Raw genomic sequence first — 23346 nt, forward strand, 5'->3', positions numbered from 1 at the left:
GGGTCATTCCTGAAGGCGTGTCACCCCGCTAGAAGGGCGATCCGGCTTGCGCGATCAAAGATCGGTGGGCAGCAGGGCGGCCGGCAGGTTCTGGTAGCAGACCGGGCGCAGGAAGCGACGGATGGACAGCGTGCCCACCGAGGTTGCGCCGAAGTTGGTGCTGGCCGGGTAGGGGCCGCCGTGAACCATGGTGTCGGAGACTTCGACGCCGGTCGGGAAGCCGTTGGCAAGCACGCGGCCCGCCATCTTTTCCAGAACCGGAAGCAAGGTCTTGGCCAGGGCGATGTCGTCGTCGTCCAGCTGCAGGGTCGCGGTCAGCTGACCGACGAAGCTGCGTGCGACTTCTTCCATCTGAGCGGCATCCGCGACGCGGATCACCAGCCCGAGCGGGCCGAAGACTTCTTCAGCCAGGGCTTCATCGGCCAGCCAGTCCTGTGCCGCGACCTCGTAGAGGTGCGGTTCGGCCTTGCGGTCGGCGGTGGTCCCGGAAAGGCAGGTGGAGACGCCGGAGGCATCGGCCACTCGGCGCGCGCCATCCTGGAAGGCAGAGGCCATGCCATCGGTCAGCATGGTCTGTGCGTCGACCTTCTTCAGACCTTCGAGGGCGGCGGCGACAAAGGCGTCGGCCTCGGGTCCGTCGATCACGACCGCGATGCCGGGGTTGGTGCAGAACTGGCCCGCACCCATGGTCAGGCTGCCGGCCCAATTGGTGCCGATCTCGGCGGCACGCGCGGCGGCGGCATGGGGCAGGACGAACATCGGGTTGACGCTGCCGAGCTCACCGAAGAAGGGGATCGGCTCGGGACGCGAGGCGCAGAGGTCGAACAGCGCACGACCGCCACCGAGGCTGCCGGTAAAGCCGACGGCCTTGATGCGGGGGTCCGTCACCAGTGCCTGACCGACATCGCGGCGGCCGCCCTGAACCAGGCTGAACAGACCCGGATCCATGTCGAGGCTTGCGATGGCAGCCGCCACGGCATCGCCGACGATCTCGCCGGTGCCGGGGTGGGCGCTGTGGCCCTTGACGACAACCGGGCAGCCGGCGGCCAGCGCGGCGGCGGTATCACCACCGGCGACCGAGAAGGCCAGCGGGAAGTTCGAGGCGCCGAATACGGCAACGGGGCCAATGGGGCGCTGCATCATGCGCAGGTCCGGCCGGGGCAGGGGCGCGCGGTCCGGCAGGGCCTCGTCGTAGCGGCGATCCAGGTAGGCGCCGTCGCGGATATGCGAGGCGAACAGGCGCAGCTGGCCGGTGGTACGACCGCGTTCACCTTGCAGACGCCCGGCGGGCAGGCCGGTTTCCGCGCTGCCGACGGCGGTGATCGCATCGCCACGGGCGTCGATCTGGTCCGCGATGGCTTCCAGCAGGCGGGCGCGGTCTTCGCGCGACGTCGCGGCAAAGCCTTCGGCGGCGGCGGCAGCCGCGGCACAGGCTTGCTCGACCAGCTCGACCGTGCCGACCGAGAATTCGGCGGCCGGGCCAGTGGCCGGGGAAGAAGAGAACTTCGTCTCGGTGGAAATGCGTTTGCCTGCGATCAGGTGATCGCCGTGAAGGTCATGGGTCATGTTCAACGTCCTGTCCGTTCGCGCCAGGCGGCGTATTCTTCAAGATTGCTTTCGTCGGTCGCGGGATAGAGGCCGATGATTCCGGCGCCGTTCTCGACCTTTTCCAGCACGAAGTCCTCGAAGGATTCCATGCCGGTGCATTCATCCGCGATCTCGTCCGCGAGGTGCGCGGGGATGACCATCACGCCGTCGCCGTCGCCCAGCATCACGTCACCGGGAAAGACCGGCGCGTCGCCGCAGGAGATCGGCACGTTGATGTCGATGGCTTCGTGCAGGGTCAGGTTGGTCGGCGCCGAGGAGCAGGCGAAATAGGCCGGCATGTCAAGCGCGCCGATCCCCAGGGCATCCCGGACACCGCCGTCGGACACGACACCGGCACCGCCACGTTTGGCCAGGCGGGTGATCAGGATCGATCCGGCGGTCGCGGCGCGGCTGTCCTTGCGCGCATCCATCACCAGAACATGGCCTTCGGGGCAGGTTTCGATGGCGACCCGCTGCTTGTGCTCGCGATCGCGGAAGGCGGTCAGCGGGTTGCGGTCTTCGCGGGCGGGAATGTAGCGCAGGGTAAAGGCCTGGCCGACCATGGTGACCGGCTTGCGATCGACCGGCACGACGCCCTGCACGAACTGGTTGCGCAGCCCGCGCTTGTACAGCGCGGTGGCAACGGACGCGGTGGACACCTTCATCAGCTTGGCGCGGGTTTCTTCGGACAAGATGTAATCTGTCATATCTGGCATTCCTCGAATGAGGCTCCTTTCGGACTGGGTGGGTATCGGGGTCAACCGCACACCCGGACGTTGAAAACGATGGTTAATCGACGTGGATCATTCACTGGCACCGACCGGGGTCGCCCGACGCTGGCGCAGGGCCCCGATAATGGAGAAGACCCATATCAGCAGCACGCAGACCCCAAGCCCCGCCGCGATCGGCCGTTCGAAGAAGGCCAGCAGGTTGCCGTCGGACTTGATCATGGAGGTCATGAACATGCGTTCGAACATCGGACCCAGGACCAGGCCAAGGATGATCGGGGCAACGGGGAAGCCGTTTTCCTCGAGCAGCCAGCCAAGGATGCCGATTGCCAGCATGATGACGATGCCGAAGACCGAATTGGTCATGGCGAAGGCGCCGACGATACAGAGGCTCATCACGATGGGCAGCAGCACGCGGGAGGGCACGAGAAGCACTTGCTTTGCGGCTTTCACGGCGGCCCAGCCAAGCGGCACCATCATCAGCGTGGTCAGGATGAAGATCAGGAAGACCGCGTAGATCAGCTGCGGGTTCTGGATGAAGACCATCGGGCCGGGGTTCATCCCCTTCATGTAAAGGACGCCGATGACGATGGCGGTCACGCTGTCGCCGGGGATGCCGAAGACAAGCGCCGGGATCCAGGACCCGCCGATGGCGGCGTTATTGGCGGCCGAGGCATCGACAAGCCCTTCGACGTGGCCGGTGCCGTATTTGCGCGGCGTCTTGGAAAACCGTTTGGAGACCGCATAGGCCATCCAGGCCGCGATATCCGCGCCGGCCCCGGGCAGGGCGCCGATCAGCACACCCATCAGCGACCCGCGGGCGATGTTCTTGGGGTGCCGGCGGATGATCCCGCCGACCCCCTTGAACAGGGGCCCGGTGTTGGAAGGCATCGGGGCAGGTTTCGTCCCGGTGTTGAGCCGGATGACCCCACGCATGACCTCGGCCAGGGCGAAGAGACCGATCATCGCCGGGATGAATTCGATCCCGGCAAGCAGGTTCTGTTGCCCGAAGGTGAACCGCGGCACCCCGGTTGTGGGGTCAAGGCCGACGGTCGCCAGGGTCAGGCCGATCAGCAGTGCAACACCGGCTTTCAGCGCGTCGCTGGACGCCACGAAGATGGCGCAGGACAGGCCGAGCGTCGCCAGCCAGAAGTATTCATAGGAGGTGAAGCGCAGGGCGAATTCGGCCAGCAGCGGCGCCGCGACGATCAGTACGGCGATGCCGATCAGGCCACCGATGCAGGACACCAGAAGGTTGGTGCCGAGCGCCTCGTTCAGGCGGCCCTTCATGGTCAGCTTGTAGCTGTCCTCGACATAGGCGGCAGAGGCCGGCGTGCCCGGAATACGCAGCAGGGCGCCCGGGATGTCACCGGCAAAGATGGCCATACCGCTGGCCGCGACGATGGCGGCAAGGGCGGGGATGGGATCCATGAAGAAGGTCAGGGGCACCAGAAGGGCCGTTGCCATTGTGGCGGTCAGGCCCGGCATGGCGCCGACGAACATCCCGAAGGCGCCGGCAAGGAAGGCGGTCAGCAGGACGCGGGGGTCAAGGACCAGTTGCAGCGCCTGAAGGATGATATCAAAGCTTGCCATTCAGAGAACTCCGTCCAGGATTCCGCGCGGCAGCGGAACGCGCAGCAGACCCACGAAGAGCCACCAGCATACCAGAGATGTCGCGATCGCGATTGCAATGGCGACCCAGGGACGCAGACGCAGGATAAGAAAAAGAAGTGTGAGACCAACGATGGAAACCGGCAGGAACCCGATAATGGGGGTCAGGAAGATATGGGCCAGGACGTTGCCCAGCACCGCCAGCAACGCCGGAGCACCGCCGTGTTTCAGGTCCGTGTTCCAGGCGAAAAACGGGTTGCTGTCGTCGCCTTGACCCGTGTCGCCTTTGGCGAGGGCGCGACGCAGGCGCAGGTCACGCACCAGCAGCAACGCTCCGGCCAGGATGAACCCGGAGGCCAGGATCGAGGGCAGGAAGGCGGCTCCGTAGGGCTGACTCGCGAATGTCGGAAAAAGCGAGGCCTGCCAGAGCATCAGGGCTCCGAGCAAAAGGAAAAACCCGCCCAGCAAGGCGTCGGTGATCTTCATGTATTCCTCCGGATTTCGGGCAGGGCGGCCGGCGCATGTCGCACCGGCCGCACAAGATGTTCGGATTATTCCCGAAGCAGGCCGGCAGCAGCCATCGTTTCAGCCATCTGGGCGTCTGCCTCGGCCATCATCGCGGTATGGGCCTCGGGGTCGAGGTAGGCGATGTTGAAGCCGCGACCGTTCATGAAGTCCACGAACTCGGGATCGACGGCGATTTCTGCCAGCGCGGCGGAAATCGCATCGGTAGCTTCCTGCGGCATGTCCTTGGGACCACAGACACCGCGCCAGGTCGCCAGAGCGAAATCGGCGGAGCCGCTTTCGATCAGGGTCGGGACGTCGGGGTGGCTGGAGGCGCGCTCGGAGCCCATCAGGGCCACGTTGACGGCGCGACCCGCGTCGACCATCGCCTTGGTTTCACCCAGCGAAACCGTCACGATGTCGATGCCGCCGGCGATCAGATCCTGCATGGCAGGCGCAGAGCCTTCGGAAGGCACCCAGGTGACGTGGTCACCGGCGAGGCCCAGGGATTTCATCCAGCCGACCAGCGCCAGGTGCCAGATTCCACCCTGCGAGGTGCCGGAGGCCTTGAAGGTCCCCGGCTCGGAGGCGATGATCGCATCGGTCAGGCTTTCGATATCCGTGTAGTCGCTGTTGGCGGCCACGGTGATCGCCGGGCTGTCGGCGTTCATCAGACCGAGAGGGGTGTAATCCTCGTTGGTCAGCTCGGTCAGGCCGAGGTGATGCATCATCGCGATCTCGACGGTCACGAGGCCAAGGGTGTAGCCGTCGTTGGGGGCCGTTGCGATGGCCGAATGGCCGATGACGCCTGCGCCGCCGGTGCGGTTGACGACGTTGATCGGCTGCCCGACACGACGTTCCAGAAGGGCCGAGATGATGCGTGCGGTGGCATCGGTGCCGCCGCCGGCACCCCAGGGCACGATCATGGTGATCGGACGGGTCGGATAATCGGCCGCCCAGGCGGGGGCGCCGACGAGGCCGAGGGCCGAAGCCGCCGCTGCGCCCTTGAGCAGCCCGCGCCGAGTGGTTTTTGCAAAGTCAGTCATGGATTTTCCTCCCATGTAATGCAGCCCCGGATGGGGCAGTCGGTGTGAGTCGGTGATGGGCTTTTCCATGCCGACCCGATGAAAACTGTAGCCTGCGCGCTCCTTACCCAACAGGGTGCCAGGGGCATTTTGCGGCCACCTGTCCTTCTCTCCGAACGCGCGGCGAGATTTGTCATATTTGTCGGAATGTGTAAGGTTGGCATCTTGATGTGTCAATATTATTAATGTAGTGGGCAGGTCCAATTACCAGATCGGGAGGCACAGGGGTGGCATACGATAATCTGACGGTAGCCGTCGCAGGCGCAGGCGCTATCAGCGAGTTTCACCTGAAGGGCTGGAAGGCCCAGAAGAATGTAAGCGTTGCCGCAATTTGCGATCCCGACAAGGCGCGCGCCGAAGCGCAGGCCGAAGTCTTCGGAATTCCGCGCGTCTTCACCGACATGGCCGAGATGCTGGATGCGGTCACCCCCGACGCTGTGGACATCATCACCCCGGTCGGCAGCCATGCCCCGCTGGTGCGGCAGGCTGCGGATCGCGGCGTTCACGTGATGTGCCAGAAGCCGATGACCCCGACCGTGGCCGAAGCCGAAGCCCTGATCGCCGATGTCGGTGAACGCGTCCGCTTCATGGTGCACGAAAACTACCGTTTCCGGCCGCATTACGCGGAGCTGGCAACCCGGATGCAAGCCGGTGAAGTCGGCCGTCTGCGCCACGCCCGCCTGACGGTGCGCGCCTCGGCCGTATGGGATTATCCGGGCAACGCGCCCTTCCTGCTGCAGCGCCAGCCCTATCTGGCCAAGTTCCGCCGGCTTCTGGTCTTCGAAGTGCTGATCCACCACCTTGACGCGCTGCGCGCGATTCTGGGCGAGATGACGGTCGTCAGCGCCACCCTGGACCGGATCAACCCGGATTTGGAAGGCGAAGACGTTGCCCTGATTCAGCTGCGCTCTGCGGACGGCGCGCTGATCGTGATCGACGCGGATATCGCCGCACCCGGCCACCCGCCCCTGCCGGCGGACAGGCTGGAGCTTCTGGGCGAGGGCGATACGTTGATCTATGACCGGGACCGGATTACGCTGCTGTCTCAACCGGATGCGGTGTCCCTGCACGATCTGAAGGCGAACTATCAGGCCTGCTTCACCAATGCGGTCAGCGATTTTGTCGACGGGCTGCGCAGTGATCGTCCGTTCCAGACGGATCGCCTGGACAACCTCCGGACGCTTCAGCTGATGGAGTCGATCTATCGCGCGGCGGGTGTCACCATCTGAGCCGCATACGACAGGCAGGGGGGAAGAGATTGAGCGAGGCGGGGCGCCCGTCACTGGCCGATCAGGTTTACGATCAGCTGCTGACGCAGATTACAGACGAAAAGTACCCGGTCCACGGGCGGCTTCCGAACGAAACCGACCTTGCGGAAGATTTCGGGGTGTCCCGCCCGATCATCCGGGCGGCCCTTGCCCGTCTGCGCACCGACGGCATCATCCAGTCGCGGCGCGGCTCGGGCAGCTATGTCCTGCGCCGCCCCGACCGGCAGGTGGTCAGCTTCGTGCCCCTCGGGTCGATCACCGATATCCAGAAATGCTATGAATTCCGCATCGACGTCGAAGGCGCAGCCGCTGCCTGGGCGGCGCAACGGCGCGACGAGGACGATCTGGCGGAAATGGACCGGGCCTACCGGATCATGGAGGCGAACTACCTTCAGAAGGAACTGGGGGTGGATGCCGATCAGCAGCTTCACCTGGCCATAGCGCGGGCGACGAAGAACACCTTCTTCGTGTCGGTTCTGGAATCCCTCGGGCCGCAGATCGCCTTCGGGGTCGAGCTGTCACGCTCCCTGACCCTGCTCGATGTGCCGCTTCGTCAGGAAACGGTGCTGGCCGAGCATCGTGCGGTGCTTGACGCCATCCGCAAGGGCCAGCCGCAGGCGGCTTCGGCGGCGATGCGTCAGCATATCACCGCCGCAAAGGACCGGATGTTCATCGGCCGGGATTAGGCGGGTGGCGAGGCGCGGCCAAAGCGCCGCCTCGTCCCTGGCCCGTTTGGTCAGTAGTTCCACATCGTGCCGTCTTCCAGACGTACGACGGGGTGACTGCCGGGCGCGTATTCGTACCGGGCCGCCTCTTTTTCATCGAAATCGACACCCAGACCCGGTGCGTCGCTGACCAGCACCATGCCGTTTTCCATCCTGTGGTCCGAAGGGAACAGCGCGTCGCATTCCGGCGTGCCCAGCACCAGATATTCCTGAATGCCGAAATTCGGCGCCCAGGCATTCAGATGCGCCTGCGCGGCCATGCAAAGCGGCGAATGGCTGGGCGCGCCGTGGAACCCGGTGCGGACATGGTGCAGCCCGGCCAGATCGACGATCCGTTTCACCGGGGTGATCCCGCCGGCATAGGTCACGGCCACGCGGATGAAGTCGATCAGCTCGCGCTCGATCAGCTTGTTGCAATCGTAGATCGAATTGAAGACCTCTCCGATCGCAATCGGTACGGTGGAATGCTGGCGGATCAGGGTCAGGGCATCCTGATCTTCGGCGGGGGTCGGGTCCTCGAGCCAGAACAGGTTGGCGGGTTCGACCGATTTGGCAAAGGCTGCGGCCTCGCGCGGCATCAGGCGGTGGTGGACGTCGTGCAGGATCTTCAGATCGGGGCCAAAGCGGTCGCGGATCTCTTCAAGCACGCCGGGCATGAAGCGCATGTACTTGTCGCTGTCCCAGGTTTCGACCTTGGGGCGGATACCGGAATAGCTGGTGATGTGGTTGCGGAAGGCGCCCTTGCTTTCGGGGACGGCATAGCCCTTGGTCGGCATTCCGGGCACGCCGCATTGCACGCGCACGGCCTTGTACCCCTGGTCCACGTAGTAGGAGATCGAATCCATCAGGTCTTCGGTATCCGCCCCGGTCGCATGGGCATAGACCATGGCACCATCGCGGCTTTTGCCCCCGAACAGCTGGTACAGGGGCATGTTCGCCAGCTTTCCCTTGATGTCCCAAAGGGCCATGTCGATGGCCCCGAAGGCCGCCATGGCGATGGGGCCGCGCCGGAAATAGGCGCCGCGGTAGAGGAACTGCCAGATGTCTTCGCTGTTGCGCGGGTCCATCCCGACCAGGTTCGGGATCAGGTAGTCGGTCAGGTATTGCGCAGGCAGGGTCTCGCGGTTGTTGAGCGTCGCGTCCCCAAGGCCGTAGATCCCCTGATCGGTCATGATCTTGAGAGTGACGTAGTTCTTGGCAGGGCCACCAACGAATACCTTGGCGTCGATGATCTTCATTGCGGGGTCTCCGTCTGGGGGCGGCGGTCAGGCCAGCCCGGTCACATCGGTCCAGGTCTCGTTGCGCCGGATCAGGTCGATGATCTGTTGATACTGGCTGCCTTCGTCGAAGGTCGGATAGGGCTCGACCGTCTCTCCACGAATGTCGCGGATGAATTCATTGACCAGGTAATGCCAGCATTGTTCGGTCTCGCCTTGGACCTCGGGGGTGGTGGCGGCGATGTCATCGGGCAGGGGCTGTTCGGTCCAGCCGTGGTCCCGGTGAAAGAGGGAAAGCGCGCCGCTGCCGTAGTGCCCCTTGATATAGATCGCGCCCTCGGTGCCGTAGAAGATGATGTGATCCTCGTGAAACCGGGGCTGAAGACCGCCATGCCGGAACATGACCGAGACCGGGTGTTCGGCCAGCGGGCTCTCGATCCGGGCGAGCACCGTATAAGACCATTCGACGTTGCTTTCGCCCCATTCCAGGTTCGGATCGGTCAGATCCTTGGGGATGAAATCGCGGCGGGTGGCGAAGTTATGCACCCCCTCGACTATGGGTGCCCGGCCAAGATCGTCGCGGACATCCCCGGCGATCGACAGGATTCGGTCGCCGACGACGGCCGTGACGATGGACAGGGTATGGGTGAAGTTGTTGTTCAGCCGGCCCCCGCCGTCTTCCTTGCGGTGCGACCAGCCGAAGGGGATGTCGCGTTCCAGGTTGAAGTGAGAGATGCATTCGACCTCCAGCGGCGCGCCGATGGCGCCTTCGGCCACCAACTGCCGGGCGTGGCGGATGCTGGGGGTATAGCGGAAACTGGCGGCATAGGCCGTCTTGACGCCCTTTGCGCGGGCCTGCCGCTGAAGATCGGCGGCGGTATCGCCGGTGGTGGTCATGGGCTTGTCGCAGAAGACATGGCAGCCGGCGGCGATGGCCTGGCTGATCTGGTCGTGATGCACGCCACCCGGCGTGGCGATGGAGACCACATCGGGGGTGCATTCGGCCAGAGCCTGTGCCCACTCCGTCCCGCCATAGGGAATAGCGAGCCGGGTTGCGACATCTTTCACCACCTTCGGGGTGCGCCCGACGATGCCGACGACCTCGGCACCGGCAGCGCGAAAGGCCGCCGCGTGGCCTTCCCCGGCGAAACCGGTTCCGGCAATCAGGACTTTCAATGCGCGGGTCATGGGGTCTCCTCCTCCTCCTCCTCCGTTATTGTGCCTGCCCGCGCCTAGCCGGGGCGCGGCAAGTCGATCTCGGGCACCGAAACCGGGACCAGCGCCCCACGGTTGCAGACCACCTGTGCGGCGATTTCGGAGCCGAGGCGAATGGCGACCTCGGGGTCCGCACCCGACAGCAGCGCCGCCATGGCCCCGGCGTTGAAACTGTCCCCGGCCGAGGTCGTATCGACGGTTTCCGCAATCGGCGTCGGGGCGACGCTGCCGGTCTGGCCGCAATGATCGTAGATCACCGCATCGGGGCCGTTCTTGACGATGACGGTTCGGGTCAGCCCGCGTTGGTATCTGGCAAGGGTAGCCGCCGGGTCCGCATCGCCAAAGAAGGTGGCCTCGTCCTCGAACGAGGGCAGGACGATGTCGCAAAGCGCGGCCATGTCGGTAATCGCGTCGCACATGGTCCGGGTGTCTTGCCAAAGCCGGGGCCGCAGGTTGGGATCAAAGACCACGAGCGCGCCGCGATCATGCGCGACCTTAAGGGATTGCTGCAGGACAGCCCGCCCGGCGGCGCCGATGATCGCCAGCGTGATGCCGGACAGGTAGATCACGTCGGCGCCGGTCAGCGCGCGGTCCAGCTGTCCTTGGTCGGCCGCCAGCATCCGCGCGGCGGATTGGTCGCGCCAGTAGGAAAAGCTGCGCTCGCCGTCGCGCACGGTGATCAGGTAAAGACCCACGGTCCGGTCGGGCAATTGCCGGATGTGGTCGGTGTCGATCCCGGCGGCGCGCATCTGGCCCAGCATGGTTTCAGACAGGGCGTCCTGACCCACGGAGGTGACATAGCGCACGGTCCAGTCGGGGCGGATACGGCGCAGATACCAGGCCGTGTTGTAGGTATCCCCGGCAAAGCCACTGCGAAGATCCAGCGGGTCAACCCCCGGGGACAGTTCGACCATGCATTCGCCAATGGAAACGAAAGTGGGATTTGATTGGGCAGTCATCGGGGCGGGGGGCGAGGCAGGGGACGAAGTCACGCGTTTTGGCCTTTTCCTTGATCTGGGATACTACTATTTCAAATGGTGGCGCCGGGGCCTGGGCAAGCCGGTGGCGTGGCGCCTTTCAATGTTAACGCAAGGAGCCGACCTGCATGAGCACTTTCCCCGAAATCACGACCGGCCCGGATGTCACCCGTCAGGTCCTTTCCGATCACCCGGACCTGATGGTCGTGGCGTTCCGCTTCGGTGAGACCGGCGCGGAAGGCGCCTTGCACGACCATCCGCATGTTCAGGCGACCTTCTGTGAAAGCGGTCGCTTCCTGTTCACGGTCGGTGATCGCAGTTTCGAGGTCGCGCCGGGCGACAGTTTCGTCGTGCCGTCCGGGGTCACCCATGGGTGCCGCTGCATAGAACCCGGCCTTCTGGTCGACAGCTTCACGCCGCGCCGCGACGATTTCCTTTGAAGCGCTCCACCGGTCCGGGGTGTCCCTGAGATGACCGGGAAAGAGGTCCCGGCGCAGGACGGTCCTGCGCCGGGGACGGCGATCAGCTGAACAGCATGCCACCGTTGATGTCGAGATTGACGCCGGTGACATAGGCGGATTCGTCGCTGGCCAGGAACAGCACCATGTTCGCCACATCCATCGGTACACCCTGACGCTTCAGCGGCGAGGCACCTTCCAGGGCCGAGCGGGCCTCGGGCTTGGTGAAGATGTTGTGGAAATCGGTGTCGATCATGCCGGGGCACAGCGCGTTCACGCGGATGTCCGGGCCCAGTTCCTTGGCGAGGCCCCGGGTCAGGGTCATGATGGTGCCTTTCGACGCGGCATAAGCCGAGGCGCCGGGGCCGCCGCCGTCACGTCCGGCCTGGCTGGCCAGGTTGACGATCGCGCCGCTTTTCATGTGTTCCAGAACGGCCTTGGTCATCCGCACGGTGCTGGTGACGTTCAGGTCCATCACCGCCAGCCAATGGTCCATCGACATTTCGCGGAAGCTTTTGCGGGCGATCAGGCCGCCGCTGTTATTCACCAGGATATCGATGCCGCCAAAGGCTTCGACCGTCGCCGCAACCAGCGTATCGACGCCTTCGGCGGTGCACAGATCGCCCTGGACCGCGATGGCCTTGCCACCGGCGGCTTCGACCTGTGCCACGGTTTCCTTCGCGCCATCGGCGCTGGCAAAGTAGTTGATGGCGACATTCGCGCCTTCCTGAGCCAGACGTACCGCGCAGGCGCGGCCAATGTCACGGCCGCCGCCGGTGATGATCGCGGTCTTTCCCTGAAGCTTCATGTTATTTCCTTCCGTTCAGTTCTGATTGGGCTGGGCAGTGGGGTCGAAGGTCTTGGGGACCACGACCCGGAAACTGTTTTCCTCGGAGTCCGTGAAGTAGAGCTCGCAGTCGTAGCCCTGGTCATCGAGGAAGCTGAATATGCGCCGGGGCGCGTCGAGACGGTATGGCACCAGCAAGGTGGCGATGCGGTGCCGGGTGGATTTCGCAAAGCGCGCGGTCAGGCAGGTGCTGACCGGCAGGCCCTTGTAATCCACGGGGTCCACGCCGGGAAACCCGGTTTCCTGTGACAGGTCGGGCGTACCGGATTCCGACCATAGGATCTGACCGTAAAAGCCCGATTTTTCACCGGTATAGCGGAAACTGCCATCGCCAAGCGTATAGGGCGCATTGGCATGCAGCCGCCAGTCGATCGAGACCGGGGTTTCCGCGTCGATGGCGTCGACAATCACGAAATAGGCGTTGTTGACGAAATAGATCTCGCGCTGGACCGAAAGGATCTCGGGCGTCAGCGTGCGATAGGCCGCCGTGGCGTCGCCGTGGATATAGATGTGGTCTTCGTGTTCCTCGGCCGCGACGATCTTGCCGGTGGACTGCATGGCGCGGGCCTTGTCCTTGCCTGCATATTGCCCTTTGCCGTCGATCAGGATCGCGTTCTTGGACACCGTCTGACGCCGCCAGACCTGGTGCATCGAGGAATTGAAGGCGACGTAATACCCCGACTGGATGGCCAGGTCCTCGCCGAAGGCCGCCATGCAGAAGGCGTTCTGATCGCCGTGGCTGTGGCTGACGGAGCCGTAGGAGGAGGATTTGAAGACGAACTGGATATGTTCATCGGGCTTGTCCATGGCATGCTGGATGCCGACCCAACCGATGCCCTTGAAATGGCGCATGCCGCCTTCGGGGGGCGTGGCCTCGACCTTGGGGTAATCGGTGCGGAAGGCCATTTCGTCGAAATTGGTGTCCCACCAGCCCCAGTTGTAGAACGCGCCCTCGGTGCCGGGGTTGAGCCGCAGGTTTTCCTCGCAATACCACTGGTAGGCGCCATTGCCGGTGACGCCGGCATATTGGCGCAGGTTCAGGCCGGTCTTGATGCAGGGCAGATCGCCCTGCGTGCTGTCGTCGCCAAAGGTGGCGCGGCGCGTGTTGGGCGCCTTGCAGAACAGCGGGAAATCCCCGGTGTTCTGGAAGAACGGCCGCTTGTAGAGGTCGATCCCTGTCCAGGATTTCAACCGGTTGGCGGCGTCGATCAGATAGGCCATGCCCATCATCCAGTAATTGGTGCCTTCGGCCCAGCCCCCGTCGCTGTCGCCCCAGGGCGAATAGACGTTGAACAGGAATTCGACGCAGTAATCGAGCCAGCCGCGGACCTCGTCGTCGTCGTCTTCCATCAGCGCGATGCAGGCGGGCACAAGCGTCAGGGACACCGAACGGACCGCATGGCTGTCATAGGGGAACAGGTGGATCTTGGCGTTCTTGATGGCATGTTCGGCGATGTCGCGCGTGCGTTCGCGCAGGGCAGCGCGGACCGTTTTGCGTTCATCTTCATCCAATTCATCATGCAGCCAGTCATAGCCCCAGGCGAGGGCATTGGCGACCCGATAAGCCCATTCATCCGTGTACGCGCGAGAGGTTACACCCATCGGGTTCCAGGATGCCGCCTCAAGCAGCTGTTCCTTTGCCCGGGCCAGCATCGCGCTATCACCGGTGACCTTGCCCGCGATGGCCAGGTGGCGGATCGCGTACCACATTTCCTGAAGTTCGATATAGGTCGCACGCCAGATCGCGGCGGTGCGCTTGTGATCCGGGTAGCCGACGGGTTCCGTAATCAGGTCGTGATCCATCCAGGGCAGGGCGGATTTTTCCAGGAAATTGGACCAACCGCAATGCTCGGGATCGGCGGCGGTGTCCTTGCGGAACTGTGCCAGCTTTCCGGGGTCAAGCCAGAGACGCGGGTGCGCCGTCTTGCAGCCCTTGTAACGATCTGCGCGGCCGATCAGCGGTGTCTCGGGCAGGTCTTCGGCAAGGGTAAATCTGCGGCTGGTGCTCCAATCCGTCAGAAGACGGCCCTTGGCGTCGCTTTGGGCGTAGGACCAGTGCCAGGTACCCGGCTTCAGGACGGAATCGGGGGTGAAAAAGTTCAGCGGGATGCCGTCGAAGACGATCGTGCCGCCCGCCGGATAGCCGGGGTCCTGCGACAGGCGCAGACTGTAGAGCGCGTCGTTCTCGATCACCGGAAGCCAGGTGAAACGGGGCGGGTTCTCGACGATCTCGCTGGACTCCAGCGGGCTGTACCTGATCGTCAGTCCGCCCGCTTTCGGTTCATCAAGCGGCGGCAGGGCGGGGCGGGTTTTCGTGTCCGTTGACATGAAGGGGCTTCCTTGCGGTCTGGTCGGGAATGGGACGCGCGCTGTCGCGCGTCCCGGATCGTGGCGCAGGGCGTCAGTTGTACTGGCGCTCGTAGGCGGAGTTCATGACCTCGATGACCTTCTCGTAGCCCATCCGGTCAAGCGTGCTGACGTAGCTGTCCCAATCGGCCTGGATATCGCCAGAGCCAAGAACCCAGGCCTGCTGACGTTCCAGCATGTAGGTCCGCAGCGACGGCCAGTACTTGTCATAGACATCTTGTTCCTTCTTGTTGAAGGAGACGCCCAGGAACTGGTCGATCAGCAGGTCGTTCGCCTCGTAAAGATCGATGCCTTCCCGCGCGGCTTCCGAGGTCCATTGCAGTTCATAGCGGTAGTCCATCCAGTAGCCGCGATAGATCTGCGCGCCTTCCAGGTACATCTGGCTGTTGACCGGGCTGTCGCTGTTGAGGACCTCGGGTTTGAAGGTCGGCTCGCCATCGACCATGTCCCAGGTCTTGCCTTCGACGCCGAAGTTGGACAGGTTGCGGCCCTTTTCGGTGAAGAAGAAGTCAAAGTACTTGATGGTCTCGACGGGGTGTTCGTTCTGATAGGAAATCGCCCAGCCGTCCGGCTTGATCGGGATGCGACGGTGTTCTTCCATCCGCACGCCCCCGGCGGATTCCGGCGGCAGGAAGGGGACGAAATCGAACCCTTCGATCCGCTCGGAAAGCGCGGCGTTGTAGCTGGAGGTCGAGGCGAACCAGTCGTGCGTCATGCCGCCAAGGTCCTCGGACAGCAGGTAGTCGCGCGATGACGACCCACGCGTGAAGATCTCCGGGTCGATCAGACCTTCGGAATACCACTGGGCGACATTTTCCAGCGCATCGCGATAGGCCTCCTGCGCATAGGGATGCACCACCTTGCCCTCATCGTTGACGTAGAAGTCATGATAGGTGTCGGAGCCGGAGGAGCGCGCATCCCAGAGGGTCAGCAGGCGGTTCACCTCTTCCCACTGGCGGGCGAAGAATGGGATCTCGTCCTTCAGGCCGTTGCCGTTGGGATCGTCGTTGCGGAAGGCGGTCAGGACCGTGTGCAACTCCTCGACGTTCTGCGGCTGCTCAAGGCCCAGGTTGTCCAGCCAGTCCTGACGGATGTACCAGGCGCGGCCGAACTTGCCGTCGGGCAGATAGGGAATGTAGTAATAATTGCCGTCCGAGGACGAGATCGCCTCCATCAGGCCGGGATGGCTGTCCCAGAAGGCCTGGATATGGGGCGCATGTTCCTTGACCAGGTCGTTCAGCGGCACGAAGGCGCCTTCGGGACCATATTGGTTGACCGGCTGCTGGATCAGGTGGCCGCTGACGATGTCGGGGAATTTCCCCTGCGCGATCAGCAGGTTCATCGCCTCGTTGCTGTCGGTGGAATTGCGCCCGGCGGTCGCATCCTTGAGCGCGATGCCGGTCAGTTCACGGGTGACTTCCTCGACCGGGTAGATCTCGCTCGGAGAGCCGCCGACGCCGTAGCCCTGTGCCCGCGGCCAGTGCATGTGGATCGTCAGCTCGAGCGGGTCCTCCACGATACGGTAGTCTTCGTCCTGGGCCAGGGCCGCAGCGGGCATCACCGTCGTCATCAGCAAGGCCAGTGTCAGTGTCGTTCTACGCATGTTGTCCTCCCTAGTGCGTAAAAGGGTCATTCCTTCACTCCTCCGAGAAGGATGCCCTTGTTGAAATACTTCTGCAGGAACGGGTAGATGAGCAGGATCGGGATGATCGAGCAGACGATGATCGCCGCGCTCACGGTTTCAAACGAATAGGCCGAACTCAGCAGGGTATTGGCAAATTCCTCATCGTCGGAAAGTTCGACGATGATGTGGCGCAAGTAGACCTGCAGCGGGATCTTGTTCTCGTCCTGCAGCAGGACCATGGCCCAGAAGAACCCGTTCCAGCGCGAGACGATGCAGAACAGGGCCACGGTGGCGATGGCCGGTTTGGACAGCGGCAGGAACACCTTCCAGAGCACCTGGAATTCGTTCGCGCCATCCATCCGGGCGGCTTCCTCGAAGCTTTGCGGAATGCCTTCGAAGAAGTTGCGCAGCAGGATGATGTTGAAGCCGTTCACGGCAAAGCCGATGATGATGCCGAAGTAGCTGTCCAGCAGGCCCAGATCGCGCATGTTCAGGAAGAAGGGGATCAGCCCGGCGTTGAACCACATGGTGAAGGCCACCATCAGGTTCCAGAACCGCCGCCCGAACAATTGCCGCCGCGACAGGGCGTAGGCGCCGGGGATGATGAACGCCAGGCTCATCAGCGTGCCGAAGATCGTGTAGATGAAGGTGTTGCGGTAGCTGATCCAGAACATCGGCTCGGACAGCACGCGCTTGTAGGCCTCGAGCGTGAAGCCCACGGGGGTCAGGATGACATTGCCCGCGCGCGCTTCGAAGCCGGTGCTCATCGACAGCGAGGTGATGTAGATGAAGGGATAGAGCGTCGACAGGGTGAACAGGCCGAGCAGGACCATGTTCAGGATCACGAAGGCCTTGTCGCCGCGCGAATAGAGGTTCATGTTTTTCATCGGTTTCGCTCCTTCACCACAGGGATGTGCGCGAGAAGCGCTTGGAGATCGTGTTGGCGGTCATCACCAGCACGAAGGCGACCACGGCGTTGAACAGCCCGGCTGCTGCGGCCAGATCGTATTGGCCGCCCTGGATACCCTGCCGGTAGATGAAGGTGTTCACCACGTCCGCGGTTTCGTAGGTCGCGGGCTGATAGAGCAGGATGATCATCTCGAAACTGATTTCGAGCATGTTGCCGATACGGATGATCAACATGATGATGATCGTCGGCAGGATCGAGGGCAGGGTGATCTTCCACATCATCTGCAGCCGTGACGCGCCATCGACAACTGCGCTTTCATAAAGCGTCGGCGAGATCCCCGCGATGGCGGCCAGGTAGACGATCGACTGGAACCCGGCCTCTTGCCAGATGGTCGTGCCGACAAAGATCGGACGGAACCATTCGGCCTTGGTCAGGAAGTAGATCGGCTCGACGCCGAACCAGCTGAGCACCGTGTTGACGATACCCGCACTGGGCGAGAAGCCGGTAATCACGATCCCCGCGATGATCACGGAAGAGATGAAGTGCGGCAGGTACACGACGGTCTGCGCGGTCTTCTTGAAGGTCTGGTGCAGTACCTCGTTGAACATCAGCGCCAGGATGATCGGCATCGGGAAGCCGAACAGCAGGCTGTAGAAGCTGATGATGATCGTGTTCTTCAGCGCGCGCAGAAACTGGTCATTGCCGAAAAGGGTCTGGAAATGCTCCAGCCCGACCCAGGGGCTGCCGGCCACACCGCGGAAGACGCTGTAATCCTTGAAGGCGATCTGAAGCCCGTACATGGGCTTGTATAGGAACACCAGCAGCCAGAGGATCGTGGGCAGCAGCAGCAGATACAGCTGCCATTCCCGCTTCAGGTGGTCCCCGACACGAGTCAGATGCGACGGTTGACGGTGGCGCAGGGCCTCGCCGGCCTCGGCAACCAGATGCTCGGTCGATGTACCGGACTTTTCGTCGATGCTCGTCATGCCGAGCGCTCCTGCCCCGGCAGGGCAGCGCCCGTTTCGGAATCAAAGACCCGGATCAGGTCGGGCCGGACGGTGAACCCCGAGGCCGCCTTGATCAGGTCGAGATTGCCCAGGGTCTCGGTGCGGATCACGAAGGGGTCGTTGTCGATGGCCATGTGCAGCAGCGCCTCCGACCCCAGTGTTTCCACCAGATCCAGCCGGCAGGACACCCGCCCGGCAGCACCGTCTGCGGCGATCGTGGCGTATTCGGGACGGATACCGACGATGATCTCGCGGCCTTCGGCGTTCTGAAGATCGGCCAGCGCGGGCAGTGCCAGGGTCTGACCGGCAAATTCCGCCATCGGCCCGGTGTCTCCGCGTGCCACCCTGGCCTTGACCTGGTTCATTGGCGGCGCGCCAAGGAAACCCGCGACAAAGGCATTGGCCGGGTTCAGGAACAGCTCCATCGGTGTGCCGATCTGTTCGATGCGCCCGTCGCGCATGACCACGATGCGGTCCGCCAGCGTCATGGCCTCGACCTGATCGTGGGTGACATAGATAGAGGTCACGCCAAGGCGGTTGTGCAGGCGCTTGATCTCGGCCCGCATCTGGGTGCGCAGCTTGGCATCAAGATTGGACAGTGGTTCGTCGAACAGGAACACCTTGGGGCGGCGCACGATGGCACGGCCCATGGCAACCCGCTGGCGCTGCCCACCCGAAAGGTCGGCCGGGCGGCGTTCGAGGTAGGGTTCAAGACCGAGGATTTCCGCGACTTCCTTGACCGACGAGACGATGTTTTCCTTGCTTTCGCGGCGGATGCGCAAGCCGAAGGCGATGTTGTCGGCAACGTTCAGGTGCGGATAAAGCGCGTAGTTCTGAAAGACCATCGCGACATCGCGATCCTTGGGAGCGACGCGGTTCATCACCTTGTCGTCGATGCTGAGCGTCCCGCCCGAGATTTCCTCGAGACCCGCGATCATCCGCAATGTGGTCGATTTACCGCAACCAGAGGGACCGACAAGCACGACAAATTCCTTGTCCGCAATTTCAAGGTCCACCCCGTGGACAACCTGAACAACCCCATAGGCCTTGATGATGCCATCCAGCCGAACGCCTGACATGCGTGCTCCTCTCCCTGTAGTTGCACACGGTGCCCGGGCCCCATGGACCCCGCAACGCCGTGATTCGTCCTCCGTCAAGGATTGGGATACTAGATTTACAATCTGGGATACTAGTCTTAAATATTGCGGGGTGTGTTTTCGGCGGGAGAGCGACGAAGGACCCTGACGCCGGGTGCGCCGACCATAAGGTGATCCTGCGGCAATCGCCCTTTCCGCCTGCCCATGATCGGGCTATCAGCTCTGCTTTTGCCGTCTTCGGGACGGCTGTTGGCCCGTGCCACTGGCACTGACGAGGTCAACTCTTTAAGAACGTCTAGGACTGGAGTTGCAGACATGGTTGAGACGACGCAAACTTGGGAACGACGGACGGGCGTGGATGTGGTCGCGAATCACCTTTACGACGAGATCGTCTCGCTTCGCCTCTTGCCGGGTACGAAGATCTCGGAGGCAGAAGTTGCGGCGCGATTTGGCGTCTCCCGACAGCCGGTGCGCGATGCCTTCACACGTCTTGCCAACCTTGATCTGCTTGTTATTCGGCCGCAAAAAGCCACTGAAGTCAAACGCTTCTCGGTCAAGGCCATTGAAACGGCGCGATTTGTTCGGGCCTCTGTCGAATCAGAGGTCCTGCGCCGCGCGGCCCGTCGTTGCACCGCCGATGGCGGCCGGCAACTGGACGCGGCCATCACGGCGCAACGCAACCTGCTGGATGACCCCGACTACGGGGCCTTTGGCGCGTTGGATTACGAATTCCATAAACTGCTATGTGAAATCGCGGATGTCGAATATGCTTTCGATGTCATCCAGGGCGAAAAGGCAAAGGTCGACAGGCTCTGCATGCTTGGTCTTTCCAAGGAAGATCGCATGCCGCAGCTTATTCAGGATCACGCCTGTATTGCCGCCCATGTCAAAGCGGGAGAAGTCGAGCAAGCCGTGGTCGCGGGAATGGAGCATTTGTCCCGATTGGATTCGACCATCGAATCCATCAAGGAGCGAAATGCGGCCTTTTTTGATACCGAAGAAGGGTAGGGTCTGGCCCGGTTACCCTTCGGATGGATTTGCGCGTAAGTCATTGATTAAGCGGCTATTAAAGTCGCATTTTTGAATGTCTGAATTTTCCGGGATGGCGCTTTCGTTCATCACGGCAAGATTTTACTTCATTTTTAGTTTGCAGACTAGTATTCCAGATGCACCGCTATACGCCGGACGCCCTGCTTCCAAGACAGGTCTCTGGCGGTCATGGCAGTACACTTAGGGAGGAAATATGAAGATTCACCGTTCAGTCCAGCGGTTCGCTTTCGCGACCGCCATTTGTTCCACCGTTGTCGCATCGGCGGCCAGCGCGGCCGAGTTGCGTGGGTGGAATATCCACGTGGAGGACTATCCCGTCTCGATCGGGATGGAGAGTTTTGCCGAAGATCTCGCGGAGAAAACCGGAGGAGAGATCACGGCGAAGGTCTATCATAATGCTGTCCTGGGCGATCAGCCCGATGCCATCGAACAGCTTCGTCTGGGCGTGATCGACTTCGGCGAATTCAACCTGGGCCCGATGGGTCAGGCCGTGCCGGAAGCCAACGTCACCTCGCTGCCCTTCATCTTCAGCAGCGTGCCCGAGATGTACGAACTGATGGACGGCGCCGTGGGCGAGGCCATCGGTGAAGGCATGAAGGCCAAGGGGATCATCCCGCTTGGCTGGTACGGCGCAGGTGCCCGCAGCTTCTACAACTCGATCCAGCCGATCAACACGCCGGCCGACGTCGAGGGCATGAAGGTGCGCGTGATGTCCAACGACCTCTTCGTGAAGATGGTCGAGGCGATGGACGGCAACGCCACGCCGATGGCCTTCGGCGAAGTCTACCAGTCGATCAAGACCGGCGTCGTGGACGGGGCGGAAAACAACCCGCCGTCCTATGAATCGACCAACCACTACGAAGTGGCCCAGTACTATTCGCTGACGGAACACCTGATCATTCCCGAATGCCTGTGCATGAGCCTGAAGACCTGGGAAAAGCTGACCCCGGAACAGCAGGAGATCACCATGCAGGCCGGTCGCGACAGTGCCCTGCTGCAGCGTGAGCTCTGGGCGGAACGCGAAGCGGCCAGCCTTGAAAAGGTCGAGGCCGGTGGCACCACGGTCAACACCGTCGAGGACAAGGCTGCCTTCCAGGACGCCATGACACCCGTCTACGAGGCCTTCCTTGCGGATAACCCCGACCTGACGGATCTGGTGAACATGATCCGTTCGGCGGAATAAGTCTCAGTCAGTTCTTCAGCCGGTCCGCCCCTGGGGCGGACCGGTGTCCCTTGCGGTGACGGAATCCCCAACATGATCAAGTCTTCTTTTCTTCCGGCGATCGATCGGGGTCTCGGCCTCGTGCGTCTATTGTGCATGGTGGTCGCCTCCGCTGCGCTTGCTGTTCTCATCGTCAGCTTCGGCTGGCTGGTCTTTGGCCGCTATGTTCTGAACGTCACCCCCACCTGGGTCGAGCAACTGGCGCTGCTGCTGATCTGCTACATCGCCTTTCTCGGTGCGGCGATCGGGGTGCGTGACGACACGCATATCGGTGTGACCCTGTTCCGTGACTTGCTGCCGGTTCCGGCGCGCAAGGTTGCAATCATCATCGTCGACATTTCGCTGGCCGTCTTCGGGGCGGTGATGGTGGTCGCCGGTATCACCCTGATGCGTTTCGGGTGGGATACCATGCTGCCGATGCTCGATATCCCCGAAACGTTCCGGACCCTGGCCATCACCTCCTGCGGTGGATTGGTCATGCTGTTCGCCGGGTTGCGCGCAGCCTCCCGTTGCCTGTCCTTTAAGGATTGGGCTCCTGAAATCGAATTCAAGGACATCTGAGCGTGGGTCTACTTATTCTTCTTGCGACCTTCGCCGGTGGCGTGGTCATCGGTGCTCCGGTGGCCTTCGCCATGGGGATGGCTGCCGCTGCCGCCTTCTGGTACGAAGGCTTCCCGATGCTGATCACCTTCCAGCGGGCGACCGCCGGGGTGACGACCTTTTCCCTGCTGGCCATTCCCTTCTTCGTCTTTGCCGGCGAAGTCATGCTGCACGGCGGGATCGCCCGTCGGCTCGTGCGCCTGGCCTCGGCTCTGGTCGGCCACCTGCGGGGTGGTCTTGCGATGGTGAACATCTTTTCTTCCATGTTGTTCGGGGGGATCTCGGGATCGGCTGTCGCCGATATCTCGGCCCTCGGGTCCCTGCTGGTCCCGGTGATGAAGGAACGCGGCTACAAGCCCGACTTCGCGGTGAACGTCACGGTGACCTCTTCGATTGCCGGGATCGTCATTCCGCCCAGCCACAACATGATCATCTTTGCCGTGGCGGCCGGGGGCGGGTTGTCCGTGTCCAAGCTGTTCCTGGCGGGCGTCGTGCCCGGCGTCCTGATGTGCGTCTGCCTGGCCATTGCCGCCTACGTCATCTCGGTGCGCAGCAATTATCCGTCCGAGCCGTTTCCGGGATGGGGTGCCGTGGGGCGCAGCGCCGCGGATGCCCTGCCGGGGTTCTTCACTGCCGTCATCATCGTCGGCGGCACCCTGTCCGGGGTCTTCACCGTCACGGAATCCGGGGCCTTCGGGGCCATCTATGCCCTGCTGCTGACTGCCTTCTATTACCGCAGCCTGTCGTGGAGATCGCTTGTCCTGTCCCTGACCGGCGCGGTACGTACCACGGCCATGGTCATGATCCTGATCGCCTTCGCCAGCTCCTTTGCCTATCTTCTGGCGCTCTATCAGGTTCCGGCATCGCTTAGTGATCTGCTGCTGACCATTTCGGAAAACCCGCTGGTCATCCTGCTGATGATCAACATCATCCTGCTGGTTCTGGGCATGATCATGGACATGGCGGCGCTCATCCTGATCTGTACGCCGATCTTCCTGCCCATTGCCACAGGCCTTGGGATGGATCCGGTTCAGTTCGGGATCATGATGCTGATCAACCTGGGCCTGGGCCTGTGCACGCCGCCGGTGGGGACCTGTCTGTTCGTGGGGTGTGCGGTCGGACAGATCAAGCTCGAGGATGCGATGCGGACGATCTGGCCCTTCTATCTGGCGATCTTCGGGGCGCTGATGCTGGTCACCTATGTCCCGGCCGTCTCTCTCTGGCTGCCGTCAGTTCTCGAATAGGTC

The 23346-nt window shown here is 62.8% G+C and carries 21 protein-coding genes; 7 read left to right on the forward strand and 14 right to left on the reverse strand.

What is annotated here, in order from left to right; all coding sequences use genetic code 11:
- Positions 1-54: 54 nt before the first annotated feature.
- From PSAL_RS18340 to PSAL_RS18360, 5 genes are all read right to left on the reverse strand, one after another.
- Positions 55-1566, reverse strand: coding sequence for an aldehyde dehydrogenase (NADP(+)) (locus PSAL_RS18340; protein ID WP_119840428.1), 1512 nt, complete (start codon positions 1564-1566; stop codon positions 55-57).
- 2 nt (positions 1567-1568) lie between these two features.
- On the reverse strand, positions 1569-2294 hold the full coding sequence (locus PSAL_RS18345) for a ribonuclease activity regulator RraA (RefSeq protein WP_119840553.1): 726 nt from the start codon (positions 2292-2294) through the stop codon (positions 1569-1571).
- Positions 2295-2390: 96 nt separating this feature from the next.
- Positions 2391-3908 carry a tripartite tricarboxylate transporter permease gene (locus PSAL_RS18350; RefSeq protein WP_119840427.1) on the reverse strand — a complete coding sequence of 506 codons (1518 nt, stop codon included), beginning with the start codon at positions 3906-3908 and terminating at the stop codon, positions 2391-2393.
- Entirely contained in the window at positions 3909-4412 is a 504-nt protein-coding gene (locus PSAL_RS18355; RefSeq protein ID WP_119840426.1) for a tripartite tricarboxylate transporter TctB family protein, read from the reverse strand.
- 65 nt (positions 4413-4477) lie between these two features.
- Complete coding sequence (locus PSAL_RS18360; protein ID WP_119840552.1) at positions 4478-5476, reverse strand: tripartite tricarboxylate transporter substrate binding protein; 999 nt, start codon at positions 5474-5476, stop codon at positions 4478-4480.
- Between the two features lie 266 nt (positions 5477-5742).
- Here PSAL_RS18360 and PSAL_RS18365 point away from each other — a divergent pair, with 266 nt between their 5' ends.
- Both PSAL_RS18365 and PSAL_RS18370 read left to right on the forward strand, forming a co-directional pair.
- Positions 5743-6744: a Gfo/Idh/MocA family protein gene (locus tag PSAL_RS18365; protein ID WP_119840425.1), complete on the forward strand. Its 1002-nt coding sequence runs from the start codon at positions 5743-5745 to the stop codon at positions 6742-6744.
- 29 nt (positions 6745-6773) lie between these two features.
- Entirely contained in the window at positions 6774-7469 is a 696-nt protein-coding gene (locus tag PSAL_RS18370) for a FadR/GntR family transcriptional regulator (RefSeq protein WP_119840424.1), read from the forward strand.
- A gap of 50 nt (positions 7470-7519) precedes the next feature.
- Here PSAL_RS18370 and manD read toward each other — a convergent pair whose 3' ends face one another.
- From manD to PSAL_RS18385, 3 genes are read right to left on the reverse strand one after another with little or no spacing between them, the layout of a single operon-like run.
- Positions 7520-8746: a D-mannonate dehydratase ManD gene (gene manD, locus PSAL_RS18375; protein ID WP_119840423.1), complete on the reverse strand. Its 1227-nt coding sequence runs from the start codon at positions 8744-8746 to the stop codon at positions 7520-7522.
- A gap of 27 nt (positions 8747-8773) precedes the next feature.
- Entirely contained in the window at positions 8774-9913 is a 1140-nt protein-coding gene (locus PSAL_RS18380) for a Gfo/Idh/MocA family protein (RefSeq protein ID WP_119840422.1), read from the reverse strand.
- A 44-nt stretch (positions 9914-9957) separates the two neighbouring features.
- A complete protein-coding gene (locus PSAL_RS18385) occupies positions 9958-10899 on the reverse strand; it encodes a sugar kinase (RefSeq protein ID WP_119840551.1) in 942 nt (313 codons plus the stop codon).
- 146 nt (positions 10900-11045) lie between these two features.
- On the opposite strand from PSAL_RS18385, the gene PSAL_RS18390 reads away from it, so the two are divergent.
- Positions 11046-11357: a cupin domain-containing protein gene (locus PSAL_RS18390; RefSeq protein ID WP_119840421.1), complete on the forward strand. Its 312-nt coding sequence runs from the start codon at positions 11046-11048 to the stop codon at positions 11355-11357.
- Between the two features lie 82 nt (positions 11358-11439).
- Here the strand turns inward: PSAL_RS18390 and PSAL_RS18395 are convergent, their stop codons facing one another.
- From PSAL_RS18395 to PSAL_RS18420, 6 genes are all read right to left on the reverse strand, one after another.
- Positions 11440-12183 (reverse strand): SDR family NAD(P)-dependent oxidoreductase, encoded by a 744-nt coding sequence (locus PSAL_RS18395; RefSeq protein ID WP_119840420.1) that lies wholly within the window; start codon positions 12181-12183, stop codon positions 11440-11442.
- A 15-nt stretch (positions 12184-12198) separates the two neighbouring features.
- Complete coding sequence (locus PSAL_RS18400) at positions 12199-14550, reverse strand: DUF4962 domain-containing protein (RefSeq protein ID WP_119840419.1); 2352 nt, start codon at positions 14548-14550, stop codon at positions 12199-12201.
- Between the two features lie 73 nt (positions 14551-14623).
- Positions 14624-16192 carry a type 2 periplasmic-binding domain-containing protein gene (locus PSAL_RS18405; RefSeq protein WP_231388708.1) on the reverse strand — a complete coding sequence of 523 codons (1569 nt, stop codon included), beginning with the start codon at positions 16190-16192 and terminating at the stop codon, positions 14624-14626.
- Between the two features lie 26 nt (positions 16193-16218).
- On the reverse strand, positions 16219-17100 hold the full coding sequence (locus tag PSAL_RS18410) for a carbohydrate ABC transporter permease (RefSeq protein ID WP_119840417.1): 882 nt from the start codon (positions 17098-17100) through the stop codon (positions 16219-16221).
- Between the two features lie 13 nt (positions 17101-17113).
- Positions 17114-18109: an ABC transporter permease gene (locus PSAL_RS18415; RefSeq protein WP_119840416.1), complete on the reverse strand. Its 996-nt coding sequence runs from the start codon at positions 18107-18109 to the stop codon at positions 17114-17116.
- Complete coding sequence (locus PSAL_RS18420; RefSeq protein WP_119840415.1) at positions 18106-19209, reverse strand: ABC transporter ATP-binding protein; 1104 nt, start codon at positions 19207-19209, stop codon at positions 18106-18108. Before PSAL_RS18420 ends, PSAL_RS18415 begins: the two co-directional genes overlap by 4 nt.
- A 333-nt stretch (positions 19210-19542) precedes the next feature.
- Here PSAL_RS18420 and PSAL_RS18425 point away from each other — a divergent pair, with 333 nt between their 5' ends.
- From PSAL_RS18425 to PSAL_RS18440, 4 genes are all read left to right on the forward strand, one after another.
- A complete protein-coding gene (locus tag PSAL_RS18425; RefSeq protein ID WP_119840414.1) occupies positions 19543-20235 on the forward strand; it encodes a GntR family transcriptional regulator in 693 nt (230 codons plus the stop codon).
- Positions 20236-20470: 235 nt separating this feature from the next.
- A complete protein-coding gene (locus PSAL_RS18430) occupies positions 20471-21460 on the forward strand; it encodes a TRAP transporter substrate-binding protein (protein WP_119840413.1) in 990 nt (329 codons plus the stop codon).
- A 72-nt stretch (positions 21461-21532) separates the two neighbouring features.
- Positions 21533-22060: a TRAP transporter small permease gene (locus PSAL_RS18435; RefSeq protein ID WP_119840412.1), complete on the forward strand. Its 528-nt coding sequence runs from the start codon at positions 21533-21535 to the stop codon at positions 22058-22060.
- A 2-nt stretch (positions 22061-22062) separates the two neighbouring features.
- Positions 22063-23343, forward strand: a complete 1281-nt coding sequence (locus PSAL_RS18440) for a TRAP transporter large permease (RefSeq protein WP_119840411.1) — start codon at positions 22063-22065, stop codon at positions 23341-23343.
- Positions 23344-23346 lie beyond the last annotated feature (3 nt).

The organism is Pseudooceanicola algae, assembly GCF_003590145.2.
Lineage (GTDB): Bacteria > Pseudomonadota > Alphaproteobacteria > Rhodobacterales > Rhodobacteraceae > Pseudooceanicola > Pseudooceanicola algae.